This is a genomic window from Shinella sp. 20P9.1.1 (assembly GCF_057798995.1).
In genome coordinates, this window is sequence record NZ_JBYOLC010000010.1 from 17871 (window position 1) to 36021 (window position 18151).

At 65.0% G+C, this 18151-nt stretch carries 20 protein-coding genes; 10 read left to right on the top strand and 10 right to left on the bottom strand.

Translation table 11 applies throughout. The annotated features are described in order from the left end of the window. Positions 1–4 precede the first annotated feature (4 nt). Positions 5–181 carry a hypothetical protein gene (locus AC27VQ_RS17465; RefSeq protein WP_244761374.1) on the top strand — a complete coding sequence of 59 codons (177 nt, stop codon included), beginning with the start codon at positions 5–7 and terminating at the stop codon, positions 179–181. A gap of 57 nt (positions 182–238) precedes the next feature. Here AC27VQ_RS17465 and AC27VQ_RS17470 read toward each other — a convergent pair whose 3' ends face one another. Continuing rightward, positions 239–760: a GNAT family N-acetyltransferase gene (locus AC27VQ_RS17470; RefSeq protein ID WP_488717272.1), complete on the bottom strand. Its 522-nt coding sequence runs from the start codon at positions 758–760 to the stop codon at positions 239–241. Between the two features lie 7 nt (positions 761–767). After that, a complete protein-coding gene (locus AC27VQ_RS17475; RefSeq protein ID WP_488717427.1) occupies positions 768–1346 on the bottom strand; it encodes a helix-turn-helix domain-containing protein in 579 nt (192 codons plus the stop codon). A 143-nt stretch (positions 1347–1489) separates the two neighbouring features. On the opposite strand from AC27VQ_RS17475, the gene AC27VQ_RS17480 reads away from it, so the two are divergent. Further along, positions 1490–2740 carry an MFS transporter gene (locus AC27VQ_RS17480; protein ID WP_488717273.1) on the top strand — a complete coding sequence of 417 codons (1251 nt, stop codon included), beginning with the start codon at positions 1490–1492 and terminating at the stop codon, positions 2738–2740. A gap of 61 nt (positions 2741–2801) precedes the next feature. Further along, a complete protein-coding gene (lepA, locus tag AC27VQ_RS17485) occupies positions 2802–4634 on the top strand; it encodes a translation elongation factor 4 (RefSeq protein ID WP_313531075.1) in 1833 nt (610 codons plus the stop codon). A gap of 48 nt (positions 4635–4682) precedes the next feature. Here the strand turns inward: lepA and AC27VQ_RS17490 are convergent, their stop codons facing one another. Further along, positions 4683–5480 carry a bestrophin-like domain gene (locus AC27VQ_RS17490; RefSeq protein WP_488717274.1) on the bottom strand — a complete coding sequence of 266 codons (798 nt, stop codon included), beginning with the start codon at positions 5478–5480 and terminating at the stop codon, positions 4683–4685. 634 nt (positions 5481–6114) lie between these two features. Further along, positions 6115–6837, bottom strand: a complete 723-nt coding sequence (locus AC27VQ_RS17495) for a pyridoxamine 5'-phosphate oxidase family protein (protein ID WP_488717275.1) — start codon at positions 6835–6837, stop codon at positions 6115–6117. A gap of 41 nt (positions 6838–6878) precedes the next feature. Here AC27VQ_RS17495 and pdxR point away from each other — a divergent pair, with 41 nt between their 5' ends. Beyond that, on the top strand, positions 6879–8309 hold the full coding sequence (pdxR, locus tag AC27VQ_RS17500) for a MocR-like pyridoxine biosynthesis transcription factor PdxR (RefSeq protein ID WP_488717276.1): 1431 nt from the start codon (positions 6879–6881) through the stop codon (positions 8307–8309). Here the strand turns inward: pdxR and AC27VQ_RS17505 are convergent. The 4 genes from AC27VQ_RS17505 to AC27VQ_RS17520 form a co-directional block, all read right to left on the bottom strand. Further along, positions 8306–9031: a type 1 glutamine amidotransferase gene (locus tag AC27VQ_RS17505; RefSeq protein ID WP_488717277.1), complete on the bottom strand. Its 726-nt coding sequence runs from the start codon at positions 9029–9031 to the stop codon at positions 8306–8308. The two genes, pdxR and AC27VQ_RS17505, sit on opposite strands and share 4 nt — an antisense overlap. Before the next feature lie 124 nt (positions 9032–9155). Beyond that, on the bottom strand, positions 9156–9332 hold the full coding sequence (locus AC27VQ_RS17510) for a hypothetical protein (protein ID WP_488717278.1): 177 nt from the start codon (positions 9330–9332) through the stop codon (positions 9156–9158). 96 nt (positions 9333–9428) lie between these two features. Continuing rightward, positions 9429–9857, bottom strand: a complete 429-nt coding sequence (locus AC27VQ_RS17515; protein WP_488717279.1) for an RbsD/FucU family protein — start codon at positions 9855–9857, stop codon at positions 9429–9431. Next, positions 9858–11087: an ROK family transcriptional regulator gene (locus AC27VQ_RS17520; protein ID WP_488717280.1), complete on the bottom strand. Its 1230-nt coding sequence runs from the start codon at positions 11085–11087 to the stop codon at positions 9858–9860. Between the two features lie 290 nt (positions 11088–11377). Here AC27VQ_RS17520 and AC27VQ_RS17525 point away from each other — a divergent pair, with 290 nt between their 5' ends. The 5 genes from AC27VQ_RS17525 to pyrC all read left to right on the top strand — a co-directional run bounded on the left by AC27VQ_RS17525 (position 11378) and on the right by pyrC (position 16269). Next, positions 11378–12403, top strand: coding sequence for a sugar ABC transporter substrate-binding protein (locus AC27VQ_RS17525; RefSeq protein ID WP_488717281.1), 1026 nt, complete (start codon positions 11378–11380; stop codon positions 12401–12403). Between the two features lie 266 nt (positions 12404–12669). Next, positions 12670–13770, top strand: coding sequence for an ABC transporter permease (locus tag AC27VQ_RS17530; protein ID WP_488717282.1), 1101 nt, complete (start codon positions 12670–12672; stop codon positions 13768–13770). Then, the gene (locus tag AC27VQ_RS17535) at positions 13770–14549 is read left to right on the top strand and encodes an ATP-binding cassette domain-containing protein (RefSeq protein ID WP_488717283.1); all 780 of its coding nucleotides are present in this window, start codon (positions 13770–13772) and stop codon (positions 14547–14549) included. The genes AC27VQ_RS17530 and AC27VQ_RS17535 overlap by 1 nt, the downstream gene beginning before the upstream one ends. Then, positions 14546–15169: a nucleoside triphosphate hydrolase gene (locus AC27VQ_RS17540; RefSeq protein ID WP_488717284.1), complete on the top strand. Its 624-nt coding sequence runs from the start codon at positions 14546–14548 to the stop codon at positions 15167–15169. Before AC27VQ_RS17535 ends, AC27VQ_RS17540 begins: the two co-directional genes overlap by 4 nt. 59 nt (positions 15170–15228) lie before the next feature. After that, on the top strand, positions 15229–16269 hold the full coding sequence (gene pyrC, locus AC27VQ_RS17545) for a dihydroorotase (protein ID WP_488717285.1): 1041 nt from the start codon (positions 15229–15231) through the stop codon (positions 16267–16269). A 9-nt stretch (positions 16270–16278) separates the two neighbouring features. Here pyrC and AC27VQ_RS17550 read toward each other — a convergent pair whose 3' ends face one another. Further along, complete coding sequence (locus AC27VQ_RS17550; protein ID WP_421592095.1) at positions 16279–17043, bottom strand: Crp/Fnr family transcriptional regulator; 765 nt, start codon at positions 17041–17043, stop codon at positions 16279–16281. Positions 17044–17229: 186 nt separating this feature from the next. Here AC27VQ_RS17550 and AC27VQ_RS17555 point away from each other — a divergent pair, with 186 nt between their 5' ends. Continuing rightward, positions 17230–17625: a response regulator gene (locus AC27VQ_RS17555; protein WP_488717286.1), complete on the top strand. Its 396-nt coding sequence runs from the start codon at positions 17230–17232 to the stop codon at positions 17623–17625. Here AC27VQ_RS17555 and AC27VQ_RS17560 read toward each other — a convergent pair. Further along, positions 17616–18065, bottom strand: a complete 450-nt coding sequence (locus AC27VQ_RS17560; protein ID WP_421592093.1) for a DoxX family protein — start codon at positions 18063–18065, stop codon at positions 17616–17618. The genes AC27VQ_RS17555 and AC27VQ_RS17560 overlap by 10 nt on opposite strands. Positions 18066–18151: the final 86 nt, after the last annotated feature.

Sequence of the window (18151 nt, forward strand, 5' to 3'; positions counted from 1 at the left end):
CCCCATGCGCAAGATCATCGTTTCCGCCACCATCGCCCTCGTCGCCGCCGTTTCCTTCGCCGCCCCGTCGCAGGCCGGCTATTACGGCTACGGCCACAAGCCGCACTGCTTCATCAAGAAGATCAAGTCCTACGACTATTACGGCAACCTGGTGATCAAGAAGATCAAGGTCTGCAAATAATCCAGCCTGCCGCTGACCTCCCCGAAAACCCGGATGTCCCCTGCATCCGGGTTTTTGTCATGCGCCGATGCGCTTGTAGAAGAAGGTTGTCGCGCAGAAGCGTCCGTCCGGATAGAGCGCATAGTCGGGAATGACGCCCGCCCGCTGCCAGCCGAGCCGTTCATAGACGGTTTCCGCCGGGCTGCCGGTCGCGGTATCCAGCACCAGCACGGTCTTGCCGCGCCTTGCGGCTTCGGCTTCCGCCGCCGTCATCAGGGCACGCGCCACGCCCCGGCCGCGTTCGCTTTCCATGACGAGCAGCTTCTTCACATCCGCCCGGTGCGGCTGGTTCGGCATCTGGCTGATGCCGATCTGCACCGTGCCGACGATGCGCCCCTCGCGCTCGGCGGCAAAGAGCAGCGTCGCCTCCGCGCCGACCGCCGCAGCCACGCTTTGCCAGAAGGGCGCGGCATCGGCAGGCCCATAGGGCGCCATGAAGCCGACGGAGGCGCCCCCCGCCACACAATCGGCCAGCACCTCGGACAATTCGCCGATGCGGGCCTGCGCTTCGGCATGGTCGAGCAGTCTGATATCGTTCATCGGTCCCTCAAGCTCTGCCGCGGTCCAGCACCACGGCATAATGCGCCGGCGCATCGCCGGGATTTTCGAAGACATGGCCCTCGGTGATGCTCATATAGAGGCAGTCGCCGGGGTTAAGATCATGCACGGTTCCGGCAACCGTCATGCGCAGGCGCCCGGAAAACAGCCAGACATGCTGCGTCATGCCGGCCTTGGCCGTCTCCGGCGGATAGGCGATGCGCGCACCGGCGGGAAACTCGACATCGATCACCTCGACGCGCGAGGCCGTGTTGGGGGCCGAAACGGCACGGCGCTGATAGCTGGTTTCCGGATCGCGCCACACGGTCTGCGTCTCCCGCCGCGACAGCGGATCGCCCGCCTCTTGCGAAAAGGCGAAGAAGGCCGACAGCGTCAGGTCCAGTGCGGCGCAGAGCCGCGAGAGAAGCTGCGCCGTCGGGCTCGCCTCGCCGCGCTCGATGCGCGAGATCATCGCCCGGCTGACGCCCGAGGCGCCGGCCAGGTCGTCCAGCGTCTGGTTGCGGGCCATGCGCAGCTGCCGCAGCCGCTCGCCGATGGCGCTTTCCAGGGGATCGCTTTCATTTTCCATTATCATGGAATAATTCTCCCGCATAATGGAGTCAACCGGCATGACCTCATCCCAAAATAATTCTCGTCCATGGCGCTCCGGCGACAATGCGACATCGGCCTGACCGGATATGGTGGCCGCACGAGAATCGGAGGGAGCGGCACATGGCGGGGGAAACACAGCGGGCGTCGTCGCTCTTTTCCATCACCGCCATCGTCGTCTCGATGACCTTCGTCGCCATCGGCAACGGCATCATGCTCGCCTATGTGCCCTATGTGCTGTCGCGCGCCGATGCGCCCTCCTGGACGCCCGGTGCAGCCGTCACGGCCATCGCCTTCGGCGGCCTGCTCGGCTGCATCCTTGCCGGCCCGGTCATCCGCCGCGTCGGCCATGCGCGGGCGTTTTCCTGCTCCATGGCGCTCGTCCTCATCGCCGCCTTCCTCGTGGCGCTCGGCGTCAATCCGATCCTCTGGATTCTGGCACGCGGCATCTATGGCACGGCGGGCAACGCCAATTTCATCATCGCCCAGAGCTGGCTGAACCACGCCGCCGACAACCGCTGGCGCGGCAAGGCCATGTCGTTCTTCTACATGGCCTATGTGCTGGGGCTCGGCGTCGGCGCCTGGCTGTTCGGCCAGATGCCGGCCGATGGCAATCTCGCGCCGCTCGTCACCATCTTCGTCACGACGCTCGCCATCCTGCCGATCGGCCTGACCCGGCTGCCGACGCCGCCGGCACCCGCCAGCGTCAGCGTGGATTTCGCCATGGCCTGGCGCAATTCGCCCGTCGCGCTCATCGGTGTGCTCGCCGCCGGCGGCCTCTCCATGGTCGTGCAGGGTTTTACGCCGATCTATGCCGCCACCAACAATGTCGGGCAGAAGGACGTGGCGCTCCTGATGTTCGTCATGCAGTTCGGCCTGCTCTTCGTGCAATATCCGCTCGGCACCCTGTCGGACCGCATCGACCGGCGCGTCGTGCTGATCTTCACCTGCCTTCTCATCACGGGAGCCGCCATCGCCGCGCTCTTCGTCTCCTTCCAGGCGCTGGTCATCCTTATGCTGGTCTTCGCGCTCTGGGCGGGAGCGACCGAAAGCGTCTATTCCATCGCCAACGCCCATGCCAACGACCGCACGGATCCCGAGGATTTCGTGCCGCTCGCCTCGACGCTGCTCGTCGCCTGGTCGGCCGCAGCAACCCTCGTGCCGCTCGCCGTCACGGCGCTGACGCCGACCTTCGGCCCCAAAACCTTCATCTATGCCGCCATGGCCGTCGCGGTCGCCTACGCCGCTTTCGTCGCCCACCGCCTGCGCCGCCGCGAGACGGTGCCCGTGGAAGCGCGCGAGACCTTCGAGATCAGAAGCGCCCAGGTGCCGAATGCCGGCGCGCTGGTCGAAGGCCAGAACGCCCCGGAATAGCGACGCTTCCCGTCCCGAAACCCTTCATTTACCGCTTTGCGGGAATCCAGTGCGCTGCTATATGGCGCGCATGAGCACCAACACTTCGACGCCCCTCGACCATATCCGCAACTTCTCCATCGTGGCCCATATCGACCACGGCAAGTCGACGCTCGCCGACCGTCTGATCCAGACGACCGGCGGCCTTGCCGAACGCGAGATGTCGGAACAGGTCCTCGATTCGATGGATATCGAGCGCGAGCGCGGCATCACCATCAAGGCCCAGACCGTGCGCCTGCACTACAAGGCCAACGACGGCGAGACCTATGTGCTGAACCTCATCGACACGCCCGGCCACGTCGACTTCGCCTATGAAGTCTCGCGTTCGCTGTCGGCCTGTGAAGGGTCGCTTCTGGTCGTCGACGCCTCGCAGGGCGTGGAAGCCCAGACGCTCGCCAATGTCTATCAGGCGATCGACAACAACCACGAGCTCGTCACCGTGCTCAACAAGATCGACCTGCCGGCAGCCGAACCCGACCGCATCAAGGAACAGATCGAGGAAGTCATCGGCATCGATGCCTCCGACGCGGTGCTGATCTCGGCCAAGACCGGCCTCGGCATTCCCGACGTGCTGGAAGCCATCGTCAAGCGCCTGCCCGCGCCGAAGAGCGAAGGCGGCGAGAAGGCCCCGCTGAAGGCGCTGCTGGTCGACAGCTGGTACGACACCTATCTCGGCGTCATGGTTCTCGTGCGCGTCATCGAAGGCCGCATCAGCAAGGGCCAGACCATCCGCATGATGGGCACGGACGCCAAATACACCATCGAGCGCGTCGGCGTGCTGACGCCGAAGATGGTCGCGATGGACAGCCTCGGCCCCGGCGAGATCGGCTTCATCACCGCCTCGATCAAGGAAGTGGCCGATACCCGCGTCGGCGATACGATCACCGAGGACAAGCGCCCGACCGCAAAGGCCCTGCCGGGCTTCAAGCCGGCCCAGCCTGTGGTGTTCTGCGGCCTCTTCCCGGTCGATGCCGCCGATTTCGAGGACTTGCGCTCGGCGATGGGCAAGCTGCGCCTCAACGACGCCTCCTTCTCCTTCGAAATGGAATCGTCCGCCGCGCTCGGCTTCGGCTTCCGCTGCGGCTTCCTCGGCCTGCTGCATCTCGAAATCATCCAGGAGCGTCTGGAGCGCGAGTTCGACCTCGACCTGATCGCGACGGCCCCCTCGGTCGTCTATCAGCTCTACATGACTGACGGCACGATGCGCGAGCTGCACAACCCGGCCGACATGCCCGACGTCGTGAAAATCTCGGAAATCCACGAGCCCTGGATTCGCGCGACGATCCTGACGCCCGACGATTATCTCGGCGGCATCCTGAAGCTCTGCCAGGACCGCCGCGGCATCCAGATCGAGCTGACCTATGTCGGCACGCGCGCCATGCTGACCTACGACCTGCCGCTCAACGAAGTGGTCTTCGACTTCTACGACCGCCTGAAGTCGATCTCCAAGGGTTATGCTTCCTTCGACTACCAGATCACCGATCACAAGGAAGGCCATCTGGTAAAGATGTCGATCCTCGTCAACGGCGAGCCGGTCGATGCGCTCTCGATGATGGTGCACCGCATGGCCGCCGAAAAGCGCGGCCGCGACATGTGCGAGAAGCTCAAGGAGCTGATCCCGAAGCACATGTTCAAGATCCCGATCCAGGCCGCCATCGGCGGCAACGTGATCGCCCGCGAGACCATCTCGGCGCTGCGCAAGGACGTGACGGCCAAGTGCTACGGCGGCGACGCCACCCGCAAGCGCAAGCTGCTCGACAAGCAGAAGGCCGGCAAGAAGCGCATGCGCCAGTTCGGCAAGGTGGAGATCCCGCAGGAAGCCTTCATCGCCGCGCTCAAGATGGGCGACGAATAAGACGCAAAAGGGAGGCTCAGCCTCCCTTTTTTCTTGCCGCGGATGCCTTCATGGCGGCGGCAGCACCTTGCCGACATCACCGTTCAACAGGCGCTCGAACGGCCGCGGCGGCAGCTTGCCGGGGTTGGCGTAGGGATTGGAGAAGGCGAAGATGAAGAACAGGATGACGCCGGAATAGGCGCCGAAGAACGAGAGCAGGACGAGGTGCGTCTTGGTCGGCCGATAGACGTAGAAGGCCGCCGAAATGATGATGAGGCCGATGATCGCCGGTCCCCAGAACAGGCCGGAGAAGCGGCCGGCCGACGACGCCTCGCGCAGCTGCCGGTAGCGGGCGATGGTCGCGGTCTTTTCGCGCATATGGCCGCTCAGGTAGCGTTCGCGTTCCGTGGCCGGCGCCAGGTCCAGCACGCGCGCATAAACGGCGTTCCACTCCTCCCAGGCCCGCGGCGAAAGCCCGTCGCGATGCGCCAGCCGTTCCCATTCCTCGTCGACGACGATGGCGACGTAGCGCGCGAGCCCCTGCTGTACCGGCAGCGTGATCGCGCCGCCATAGCGGCCCGCATCGTTGAAGACATCCGAGATTGCGATCGCTTCATCGACCAGCGTGGCGCGCACGCCCTTGTAGTCGTCCAGCTCCTGCGCATAGACGAGGCCGAGAATGAGGCTGTGCAGCGTGGCGACGCGCACGGCGACGTTTCCCGCCACTTCCAGCGTCCTGTCGCCCTCCTGTCCCGGATGCAGCAGCCGGCGCGCGACGAAATAGGAGGCGAGCACCACCCCAATGGTCGCCAGCACGACGCCGAAGCCGGACAGAAGGGAGGAGAGGATGTCGGTGATATCTTCCATGTGCGCACCATTCGTCACGCCCCGCCAAGAATCAAGCAGGAGGCGTGCGCGATCCTCGCTCTCCGCAGCACAATTTTCCCCGCCCTCTCAACCTGTGCCTACAATCCCAACCATCTCGTCACGGATACACTGCCAGGCGTGGCAGCGAGGCGGGATCGGCGCTTTCGGTGCGGGAAGGACGTAGGCCTTCATCGAAAGGGTCCGCGGAAAATGGTCTCCCTCCGGCGATCCGGGGGAAGCGGCGGGGCGGCGGACCGTTCCCTTCGTTTCTCCCGATAAATTCGGCGGGCGTGCCTGTGTGGCACACAAAGGGATCGGGTTTGGCGCCGGATGACGTCCGAGGGGTTTCCCCGGTTTGTCCGGCGCGATGGAAGACGGTGCCGACCGGCGGCCATGGCTGCGGCACCGTAAGTCTGAGGGCGTGCATGGCGCTTTCCCACGGAAAGGCACGCCACCGTTCCCATAGACCCATCCTCCCAGAGAGACCGGAGTCGCGGGCAAAAACCGCCGAACGGGGCGCCGGAAGGTGTCATTTTACCTATTTCAGATGCGGCACCACCGGCGCCCCGTCCGAAATGCTCTTTGAACCCACGGGCGGAAAATCCGCCGCGTGGATATGGCTCGTGCAAGTGCCTCAGGCATCCTCGTAGATCCGCTGCCCTTCCAGAAGCGCCGCATCGAGCCGGCCGCCCTCGGGGAAGATCGACAGCGTTTCCGGCTTGTCGACACCGTCCACCAGCCGGTGACAGGCCTGCACCTCCCCAAGCACCGTCGTGACGGGAATGACGCCGGCCCAGATCGGCAGGGCGAAATCCGCCTCGTCGTCGCCGACCCCCTTGGCGCGGACCTTTGCGGCGGCATCGTCGATGACCATGGCGATGATCGTCGTGGCCTTGGCCTCCTGCGGTGTGATGGGGCGCAGCAGCGCGCTACGCTCGGGATAGAAGCGGTCGACGACGTCGCGCATCGCCGTAATCTTCTCCGCCTCGTCCTCGACGAGCCGCGCCGTGCCGAAGCACATGGCGGAGCGGTAGTTGGCCGAATGGTTGAAGCCGGAGCGGGCGAGCACGAGGCCGTCGAGATGGGCGACGGTGAGGCAGGCGGGCGTGCCGGCCTTCAGGTGGCGCAGCATGCGGCTGGCCGACGAGCCGTGCCAGTAGAGCGTGTCGCCCTTGCGCCAGAACAGCGTCGGCGTGGCATAGGGCTGGCCGTCGATGACATAGGCGACATGACAGAGCATGGCCGCATCGAGGATGGCATGGACCGCTTCGCGGTCATAACTGCCGCGCTCGTGCATGCGCTTGACGCGGTTGCGCGGGGTGACGGGGTAGGATGCGGTTTCGGTCTCGGCGGTCATGCGGCTCTTGCCTTTCAAACACTGTGCCGCCATGGTGCGCCATGCCATTGGATCGAAAAAGCACCAATTCAGAGGAAAAAATCAGGACCAATCTTCCGGATTGGTCCTCGCTCATTCCCGTCCTGCCGACGGCGGGAAAACGCACGCCGGCGCTCTACCGCGAACTGCGCCGGCTGATCGAGGCGGGCGGCATCCCGCCCGGCGCCAAGCTGCCGCCGTCACGCGACCTTGCCGGCCGGCTGAAGACATCGCGCGGTAGCGTGGTCGCCGCCTTCGAAATGCTTATCGCCGAGGGTTATGCCGAGGCCCGCACCGGCGCCGGCACCTTCGTCGCCGGCCGCGTGCCGACGGTGAAACCCACGATCCCCGCACCATCGGAGAGCGTCGCACCCAAAATGCCGCTGCCGGGCACGCTCGGCGTGGCGATGGCCGATGCCCGCACGCTCGGCCTGTTCCGCACGCTGCTTTCGCGTCACCTCGCCCGCCCCGGCCCGGAGCATTTCTACTATGGCGATCCGCGCGGCGGCGATGCGTTGCGCCAGGCCGTCGCCGCCTATCTGCGGCAGGCGCGCGGCGTGCGCTGCGAGGCGCGCTCGATCGTGATTACCACCGGCACACAGCAGGGCATCGACCTCGCCATCCGCAGTGCGCTTGCCGTCGGCGACCGGGTTATGATCGAAGATCCCTGTTATCCGAGCGCCCGCGCAGCCCTTGCCGGCGCCGGTCTTGTTCTCACCGGCCTGCCGGTCGATGCGGAGGGTGCTGATATCGGACAGGCCGTGCCGGGCGCGAAGGCGGTCTATGTCACACCCTCGCACCAGTTCCCGCTCGGCGTCGCCATGAGCATGCGCCGCCGGCTTGCGCTGATCGACTGGGCGCGGGAGACCGGCGGCTGGATCCTCGAGGATGATTATGACAGCGAATTCCGCTACGCCGGCCCGCCGCTCGCCGCCATGCAGGGCATGGATGACAGCGGCCGCGTGATCTATCTCGGCACCTTCTCCAAGGTGCTGTTTCCCGGCCTGCGGCTCGGCTATGCCGTGCTCCCCGAGGCGCTGCTCGATGAGGTCATCGCGCTGCGCATCCGCACCGACCGCAGCCCGCCGACACTGGCCGAGGCCGCGCTGACCGACCTCCTCCGCGAGGGTAATTTTTCAGCGCATCTGAGGCGGGCAAGGCGGCAGGCGCAGGCGGCACGGGATGCGCTGGTGGCGGGGCTTTCGGCGGCGCAAAATCTTGTCGTCACGGTGCCGGACCAGGGTCTGCATCTGGTTGCGACGCTACCCCCATCGCTTGCCGATACGCAGGCCGTCGAGATCGCCCGTCAGGCCGGGCTGGGTGTGCGCGCACTCTCGGCCATGGCCGTCACCCACGCACCGCGACAGGGTCTGGTGATCGGCTTCTCCGGCTTTGCACCCGAAGTGCTGGAGGCGGCCGCAAGACGGTTCGCGGCCGCGATTGCCGGTTTCTAGGCGACGCGGCGGGCTTCCGCCGCACCGATCGTCGCCACCCAGGCACGGGCCAGCGCAAGGCCGGTGGCGTCGGCAACCGGGCCGTGTTCGGCGGCAAGAGCGTCGCGGCGCGCATGCCATTCAGGCGCGGTGGTCCGGATCAGGTCCGGGAAGGTCTCGACCCAGGCCTCGACGACCGGGCGGCTCGCCTCGAAATGGAACTGCGTGCCGTAGATGGCACGGCCGAGGCGGAAGGCCTGGTTTTCGGCGGCGGCATTGCCGGCAAGGCGCACCGCATCCTCGGGCAGGGTGAAGGAATCGCTGTGCCATTCGAAGATCGGGAAGCTGCCGGCGGCCGCCGACAGCACGGGATCGCCGGCACCGTCCTTGGTGAGCGCCACCTGGCACCAGCCGAATTCCGGATGGGTGCCGATCAGGTTCTCCGCGCCATAGGCCCGTGCCAGAAGCTGGCTGCCGAGGCAGACGCCGAGCACGGATTTGTCGGCATCGCCGAAGCGGCGCATCAGGGCGGCGAGATCCGGCAGATAGGCGTGGTTTTCGTCGTCGCGGGCATTCTGCGGCCCGCCCATGACCACGATGGCGTCATGGGCGGTCTCGTCGGCGGGGATTGCGTCGCCGGCATGGGGGCGGCAGATATCGAGCTGAGCGCCCGCTTCCTCAAGCGCAATGCCGATCTGCCCGAGCAGCGTTACCCTGTCGTTTTCCACCACCAGAACCCGCATGCGATACTCCCTTTCGATATCGCGCGACACAACCACGCCCTTTTGCTTCGTTCAAGGGCTCAAACAGAAAGAACCCGGCTCTTTCGAGCCGGGTCAGGCGGGGAGGATCGACGAAAGGAAGAAATCAGCGGCAGACCTTGATGCGCTTGATGACGACGTTGCCGTAGTAGTCGTAGGACTTGATCTTCTTGATGAAGCAGTACGGCTGGTAATCGTAGCTGTAGTAACCGGCCTGCGAGGGAGCCGCGAAGGAGACGGCGGCGATAAGGGCAACGGCGGCGGAAACGATGATCTTGCGCATGGGGTCTCTCCTGATCGGTTAAGGATGAGCCTCTCTCATCCGGTGATCTGAAAGTCTCATGTCCGCTCGCCGTCCGCTGTTCCAGGCGGAACAGGGTCAGGGATAAATGACGCCCTTGCGCAGGATCACATTCGCATAGAGCCGCGGCTCGCTGGTCTGCACCAGCGTATGGGCGGCGCGCACGCGGTTGTAGAAATCGGCGCCGACGAGCGGCACGACCTGGCGGTCCGGCTCGTGGCGGGCACAGCAGGCGATGATCTCGTGGTGGACGGGCTCCAGCGTGTCGCGCTCCTGGCGGAAGGTCGAGCGGAAGATCGCCTCCTCGACGAAATCGTCGATCGGCATGACCGAGAGAACGGCATTGACGGCGGGGATGAGCACGACACCGTCGAGACGGACGAGGCGGCGGGCATGTTCGACACCGGGATAATTGCCGTCGACGATGGCGATCTCGTCACCATGGCCCATGGCGCGCAGCGTCGAGAGCAGCTCGGGGCTCAGGATGGGGTCGATACCTTTCAACATTCAGGCAAGCTCCTTGAAGAGGACGTTATGATCAGGAAGATAGCGGGAGAACAGCGGCAGGCTGGCGCCGCCGACAGAGCGCGCCCGGCTGCCGACCGCGCCTTCGACGATCTCGGGCATGGTGACACCCTGCAGGTCGAGCCGGGCGACAGCGGCCCGCGTGGCGGCGACGACACGCTCGCGCACCCAGGCCGGAAAGCCGCCATCGATGATGACCGCCGAGAAGTCGATGACCGACGCCGAGGCAACAACCGCCTGCGCGAGTGCCGCCGCGGTGTCGTCGATCCAGATCTGCAAGGGCGCGCCGAAATCCACCCAGTCGTCGGGCGAATACCAGACGGGTTTCGGATCGATGCCGTGTTCGCGCAGCAGGTTCTCGAGGCGGTAGATCGAGGCGATCTTGAGGAGCTGCACCGTCTCGCCGTTGCGGCCCTGCACGGGAAGCGGGCCGATGGCGCCGGCGGTGCCCGTCCGGCCGGTGAACAGCGCGGAATTCAGCACCACGCCGCCGCCGATGAAGGAGCCGATGAAGAGGTAGAGGAAATCCGGATATTGCGGGCCGAGCCCGAAGACCAGCTCGGCCGCGCAGGCGCTGGTCGCGTCGTTCTGCAAGGTCACGGGATAGGGCACGCGGCGTGCGATCTCGGCCTCCAGATCGACGCCGCGCCATTGGTCCATGTCGGCCTGCGGGGCCCCCACCTCACTGGCCCAGCTCCACAGTTCGAAGGGGGCGGCGACGCCGAAGCCGGCGATGCGGGCGCGCTCCTCCGGCGTGATCGACGCCTCGAGCTCCGCCAGCCCCTCCTCGACGAAGGCCAGCAGCGAGCCGGGCATCGGATAGGGAAAGGTCAGCCGCACCTGCCGGCGGATGCCGCCGACGAAATCCATCAGCACGATATCGGCGCTGCGGCGGCCGATCTTGAGACCCAGCGAATAGACCGCATCCGGATTGAGCCGCATCGGCACGGAGGGCTGGCCGACCTTGCCGCGCATCGGCTCGCCGCGCATCAGCAGGCCCTCGGCCTCCAGCGCGCGCATGATGACGGTGACGGTCTGGGCCGAAAGGCCGCTGCGACGGGCGATATCGGCCTTGGACAGGCTGCCGTGCCGGCGCACCAGCGACATGACGAGGCGCTCGTTATAGGCGCGCACACGCACCTGGTTGGCGCCACCGCTGGGGTCGAGGATTTCGGCCGGCGCAGCAGGCGCCGTCGCAGCATGTTTGCTCATCGTCTCCTCCCATACCCTCGGGGATGCGATGCATCCTTTCAGGTCCTCTTATCGGCTGTCCTTCCGCTCTTCCATCGGAAATGTGACATCCGGGGTCTGCGCCCTGTCTTGATCAGAGCATGCCACATCGAATTAATAATTCAATTCGATTTATTTATTGACAGGCATTTCTTTTGGTGTTTTTCTCAAGCTCGGAAGCAGGGTCGGCTGGCGGAGGAGCCGCACGGCCCCCTGCTGCCGGATGGCTCCAGGAGAGGAGCGCATCCCGTTTCGTCCTTGGGAGGATACCTATGAAGAAATCGATCATTTCCGCCGCTCTCGGCGCCCTTGCGCTCGGTGTGGCCTTCTCTTCGCCGGCCGCGGCCGCCGATGTCAGCGCCTGCCTGATCACCAAGACCGACACCAACCCCTTCTTCGTCAAGATGAAGGAAGGCGCTGAAGCCAAGGCGAAGGAACTCGGCGTGACGCTGAAGGCCTATGCCGGCAAGGTCGACGGTGACTCGGAAAGCCAGGTTGCCGCCATCGAGACCTGCATTGCCGACGGCGCGAAGGGCATCCTGATTGCCGCGTCCGACACCAAGGGTATCGTTCCCTCGGTGCAGAAGGCGCGTGAAGCCGGCCTGCTGGTCATCGCGCTCGACACCCCGCTGGAACCACTCGACAGCGCTGACATGACCTTTGCCACCGACAACCTGCTCGCTGGCGAACTGATCGGCAAGTGGGCCGCTGCAACGCTTGGCGATGCTGCCAAGGACGCCAAGGTCGCCTTCCTCGACCTGACGCCCTCGCAGCCGTCGGTCGACGTCCTGCGCGACCAGGGCTTCATGAAGGGCTTCGGCATCGACGTGAAGGACATCAACAAGATCGGCGACGAGGATGACCCGCGCATCGTCGGCCATGACGTGACCAACGGCAACGAGGAGGGCGGCCGCACCGCCATGGAAAACCTTCTCCAGAAGGATCCGTCCATCAACGTCGTGCACACCATCAACGAACCGGCCGCTGCCGGCGCCTATGAAGCGCTGAAGGCCGTCGGCAAGGAAAAGGACGTGCTGATCGTGTCGGTCGACGGCGGTTGCCCGGGCGTCCAGAACGTCATCGACGGCGTCATCGGCGCCACCTCGCAGCAGTATCCGCTGATGATGGCAGCACTCGGCGTCGAGGCGATCAAGAAGTTCGCCGACACCGGCGAGAAGCCGAAGGCCACCGAAGGCAAGGACTTCTTCGACACGGGCGTCGCCCTCGTGACGGACAAGCCGGCAGCAGGCGTCGAGTCGATCGACACCAAGGCCGGCAAGGACAAGTGCTGGGGCTGATGCCCCCGCCGGCCCGGTTTGACCGGGCCGGCCATCCGCTACGGACGGATCGGGTCGCGAAAAACGCACCCTTGTTTTGACAATCGCGAAAAGACGTGGGCACCTTTCTCCCCAATGATCAGCGGTCCTGTATCATGGCCGCTGCGCGGAGAAGGCCGCCCGAAGAAGGCGGCAGGTGCGCGAACGCGTCTCTACCGATACGTCCACGCACCCAATTTATCCGGCACTGCCGCGACGGTCGGCATCGGAAGGGGAGGAAAAGGATCATGAGTGAGACAACAACGGGCTCGCAGCCCTTGCAGGGTTCGCAACCCTCGCAGGAATTCGAGAAGGTATTGACCGGCAGTTCGACGCAGGTCGCGTCCTTCGATACGAACGACAAGACACCCATCCAGAAATTCCAGCATTTCCTGCACGGCAGCCCGTCTGCCGTACCGCTCATCGTGCTCGTGCTGTCGGTGGCGGTCTTCGGCATCATTCTCGGCGGAAAATTCTTCTCCGCCTTCACCATGACGCTGATCCTCCAGCAGGTGGCGATCGTCGGCATCGTGGGCGCTGCCCAGACACTGGTCATCCTGACCGCCGGCATCGACCTCTCGGTCGGCGCCATCATGGTGCTGTCGTCCGTCGTGATGGGCCAGTTCACCTTCCGCTACGGCCTGCCGCCCGCTGTGTCCGTCGTCTGCGGGCTGGCCTGCGGCGCGCTTTGCGGCTATATCAACGGCCTGCTCGTCGCCCGCATGAAGCTGCCGCCCTTCATCGTCACGCTCGGCATGTGGCAGATCATCCTCGCCTCGAACTTCCTCTATTCGGCCAACGAGACGATCCGCTCGCAGGACCTCGCCAGCCAGGCGCCGCTCCTGCAATTCTTCGGCAACAACCTCAAGCTCGGCGGCGCGGTCTTCACCTATGGCGTCATCGCCATGGTGCTGCTCGTCGCGCTGCTCTGGTACGTGCTGAACCAGACCGCCTGGGGTCGCCATGTCTATGCGGTCGGCGACGATCCTGACGCGGCGGAACTGGCCGGCGTCAACGTCAAGCGCATGCTCGTCTCGGTCTATACGCTGTCGGGCCTCATCTGCGCGCTCGCCGGCTGGGCGCTCATCGGTCGCATCGGCTCGGTCTCGCCGACGGCCGGCCAGTTCGCCAATATCGAATCGATCACCGCCGTGGTGATCGGCGGCCTCTCGCTGTTCGGCGGACGCGGCTCGATCCTCGGCATGATCTTCGGTGCGCTGATCGTGGGTGTGTTCTCGCTCGGCCTTCGCCTCATCGGCACGGACCCGCAATGGACCTATCTCCTGATCGGCGTCCTCATCATCTCGGCAGTCGCAATCGACCAGTGGATCAGAAAGGTAGCAGGCTGATGGCACTCGAACCCATTCTCACCGCACGCGGACTGGTCAAGCGCTACGGCCGCGTCACCGCCCTCGACAATGCCGATTTCGACCTCTATCCCGGCGAAATCCTCGCCGTGATCGGCGACAACGGCGCCGGCAAATCCTCGATGATCAAGGCGATCTCCGGCGCCATCACGCCGGACGAAGGTGAAATCCGGCTCGAAGGCCAGGTGATCAACTTCCGCTCGCCGATCGAGGCCCAGAAAGCCGGCATCGAAACGGTCTACCAGAACCTCGCGCTCTCGCCAGCGCTGTCGATTGCCGACAACATGTTTCTCGGCCGCGAGATCCGCAAACCGGGCATCATGGGCAATGTGTTCCGCAAGCTCGACCGCGGGGCGATGGAAAAATTCGCCCGCGACAAGCTGTCGGAACTCGGCCTGATGACGATCCAGAACATCAACCAGGCGGTGGAGACGCTGTCGGGCGGCCAGCGCCAGGGCGTTGCGGTGGCGCGTGCGGCCGCCTTCGGCTCGAAGGTCATCATCCTCGACGAGCCGACGGCAGCGCTCGGCGTCAAGGAGAGCCGGCGCGTGCTGGAACTCATCCTCGACGTGCGCCGGCGCGGCATTCCGATCGTGCTCATCTCGCACAACATGCCGCATGTCTTCGAAGTGGCCGACCGTATCCACATCCACCGGCTCGGCCGGCGGCTGACCGTCATCAATCCGAAGGACTACTCGATGTCCGACGCCGTCGCCTTCATGACGGGCGCCAAGCTGCCTTCGGAGGCCGTTGCGGCATGATCTCGCCTCCCACCATCGTGGATGCACTCCAGCGGCGCGCGGGGGACGCGCGCCGCTTTCTCGTCGGGCTTGCCGGCCCGCCGGCCGCCGGCAAGTCGACATTGGCCGAAGCCCTCCGCGACGGCCTTCTCGCCCGCGGCGAGAGCGCCGAGATCCTGCCGATGGACGGCTTTCACATGGACAACGGTATTCTGGCCGAGCGTGGCCTGTTGCCGCGCAAGGGCGTGCCGGAAAGTTTTGACGGGCGCGGTTTCGTCGATATCGTGAAGGCCCTGAAACGGGCCGAGGGCGAGGTGCTGGTGCCGGTCTTCGACCGTTCGCGCGAACTCGCCATCAATGCCGCCCGCGCCATTCCCGTCGAAACGCGCTTCGTGCTGGCCGAGGGCAATTACCTTCTCTTCAAGGATGCGCCCTGGGACGCGCTCGACGGCGTCTTCGACTTCACCATCTTCGTCGGCCCGCCCTACCCTGTTCTGGAAGAGCGGCTGCGCCGGCGCTGGATGGGCTATGCCCTGCCCGAGGACCAGATCGGCTGGAAGCTCTATGGCAACGATCTCCCGAACGGAAAACGCATCCTGGAAAACTCCCGGCCCGCCGACCTGCACATCGATCTCTTCTGAGGAATTGTCCTGACGCCCCGCGAATGCTATCGCAGCCTCAAAATGCGGGAGAGACGCCGATGACCACAGAAATCACCATTCGCCGGCCTGATGACTGGCATCTGCACCTGCGCGACGGCGCCATGCTGGAGGGCGTGATCGGCGACACCAGCCGCCACTTCGCCCGCGCCATCATCATGCCGAACCTCGTGCCGCCTGTTGTCACGACCGCCGATGCAAGCGCCTATCGCGACCGCATCCTCGCCGCCCTGCCCAAGGGCGACCGGTTCGAGCCGCTGATGACGCTCTATCTCACCGAGCACACCAATCCCGACGACGTGGAAGCCGGCTTCAAGAGCGGCCTCATTCGTGCGGTAAAGCTCTATCCGGCCGGCGCGACGACCAACTCCCATGGCGGCGTGCGCGACATGGACAAGGCGATGCCGGTGCTGGAGCGCATGGCCAGGATCGGCCTGACGCTCTGCGTGCATGGCGAAGTGACGACGCCCGAGGTCGATATCTTCGACCGCGAGGCCGTGTTCATCGAGACGGTGCTGGACCCACTGCGCCAGCGCCTGCCGGAGCTGCGCGTGACCATGGAGCACGTCACGACGAAGAACGGCATCGACTACATCAAGGCGTCCAAGTCGAACCTTGCCGGTTCGATCACCACGCACCACCTGATCATCAACCGCAATGCCATCCTCGTCGGCGGCATCAAGCCGCATTATTACTGCCTGCCCGTCGCCAAGCGCGAGGAGCATCGGCTGGCACTGCGCGCCGCCGCCACCTCCGGCGAAAAGCGCTTCTTCCTCGGCACCGATTCGGCGCCGCATGTCGATCCGCTGAAGGAATGTGCCTGCGGCTGCGCCGGCATCTACACCTCGATCAACACGATGAGCTGCCTTGCCCATGTGTTCGAGCAGGATGGCGCGCTGGACAGGCTCGAGGCCTTCGCCTCGCTGAACGGCCCGGAATGGTACGGCCTGCCGGCCAATGAGGATACGATCCGTCTCGTCAAGCGGGCCGAACCGGTCGCCTTCCCGGCGAAAATCGAGACCGGCGCGGGGCCGGTGACGGTGTTCGACCCGATGTTCCCGCTGCACTGGGATGTGGCATAATCCAAGCGTTCAGATGAAGGGCCGCGGTCCGCGCTGTAGCCCTTCCCATCCGGCGAGCGCTTGAAGTCCGTCGGCATCGAGGATCTCGCAGCCCTTTTCCTGCCAGCGCATCAGCTTGCGGTCGGAGAGTTTTCGCAGGGTCTTGTTGGTGTGCACGAGCGAAAGGCCGAGCGTATCGGCGACATGCTGCTGGGTGATCGGGATCACCCGCCGCCCGCCGTTCACCCCCGCCAGATGCGCCCGCTGGTGGATGAAGGACAGGAGATAGGCCGTGCGCTCCAGCGCCGTGCGCCGGCCGATCGACAGCAGATGTTCGTCGAGAATGCGTTCTTCCGCCGCGGCGATCCAGGTGAGATCGTAGGCGAGCGAGGCATGGCGCTCGAACAGCCGCTCCAGCTTGGAGCGCTCGAAGACGCAGAGCGTCACTGGCGTCAGCGCCTCGATGGAATGATCCATCTCGCCCATCAAACTGCCCTGGAGACCGATGAGATCACCCGGCAGCACATAGTTCATGATCTGGCGGCGTCCGTCCGGCAGGAGCTTGTAGCGGAACGCCCAGCCTGACAGCACCGTGAAGAGATGCGCGCTGTGCATGCCCTCCACGAGGATCGTCGCGCCCCGTTCGCTTGACAGTTCGCCGCTCTTGAACTGCGATACGAAGTCCAGTTCCTTCGGCGTGAAATCGCGGAAATCGGGAAGACTGCGCAAAGGACATTGCTGGCAGGGCGTGCGCCATCGGGTCTGCTGGGTGCCCACCGTACCGCTTGCCATCATGCCTCCGGGCCTGTCGATTGACACCAGCCCGAACGGGCTGGCTCCTCGAAACGCAGACACCGCACACTTGTTCCATCACGCAGACGCTATGTCTTTTTTAAATGACACTTTTTGGGATGATGCCCAATGTCCGCCTCCCGCAGCACCGCTACCCCGGTGCTTGCATATGGATTGGAGTGCGGCACCATGGACCGTTCTATACCGCACATCGTCGTCGCCGAACGCGAGTTCCTCATCGCGCTGGACGCCGAATACCTGATCAAGTCGGCGCTCGATTGCCGTATCACCCTGCTTCGGCCGGAACAGCTCGACCAGTGGGATGCAACAGCGCTTGCCGGGATCGATCTCTGCCTGCTCGACGTGCCGCTCGACGCGACGCGGATCACCGCGCGCATCAACAGGTTGATCGAGGCGCGCGTACCGCTGCTGTTCACCACCGTCGCCGACATTCATATCGGCGGCATCGAAGGCTTCGAGGTCGTCCCTATCGCGCGCAAACCCTATGACGGCGAGACGCTGGCGGCGCTCGCCAGGGGACGGCTGCGGCAGACACCGCAACCGCCGGAGGCCGATCAGAACTGACGGCCGATTTTCGCATCGACCGAATGGCTGTTGGCGCCACGCACCGCAAAGAAAAAGAGAATCAGCGTCCAGAGGATCGACTTCTCCGCGCCGCCAAGGCCCTCGCCCTGCACGATGCCGTGGAAATAGACCGTCACGGCCAGCACGATCATCGCGGCGAAGGCGGCCGGGCGGGTGAAGAGGCCGATGGCGATCAGGATGCCGCCGAAGAATTCGGTGGCCGACAGCAACGGCGACCAGAAAGCGCCGGGATAGAAGCCGAGGCTCTCGACCATGCCGCTGGCACCGAAGGGATTGATGATCTTGCCATAACCATGCGTGACGAGCAGCAGGCCGGTGGCCACGCGCAGGATCGTCTCGGCACTTTCCGAAAGCCTGGAATAGAGGCCGCCGAGCGACGGGATGATGAGGCGCGGGCGGTTGGTGGCAAGCTCTGTCATGGGTTCTCCTGTAAGCATATTGCGGTGCAACACGTTTCCTCCGGGAATCGGGCTGCGACAAGATGTCCGCCGACAATACTTGATAA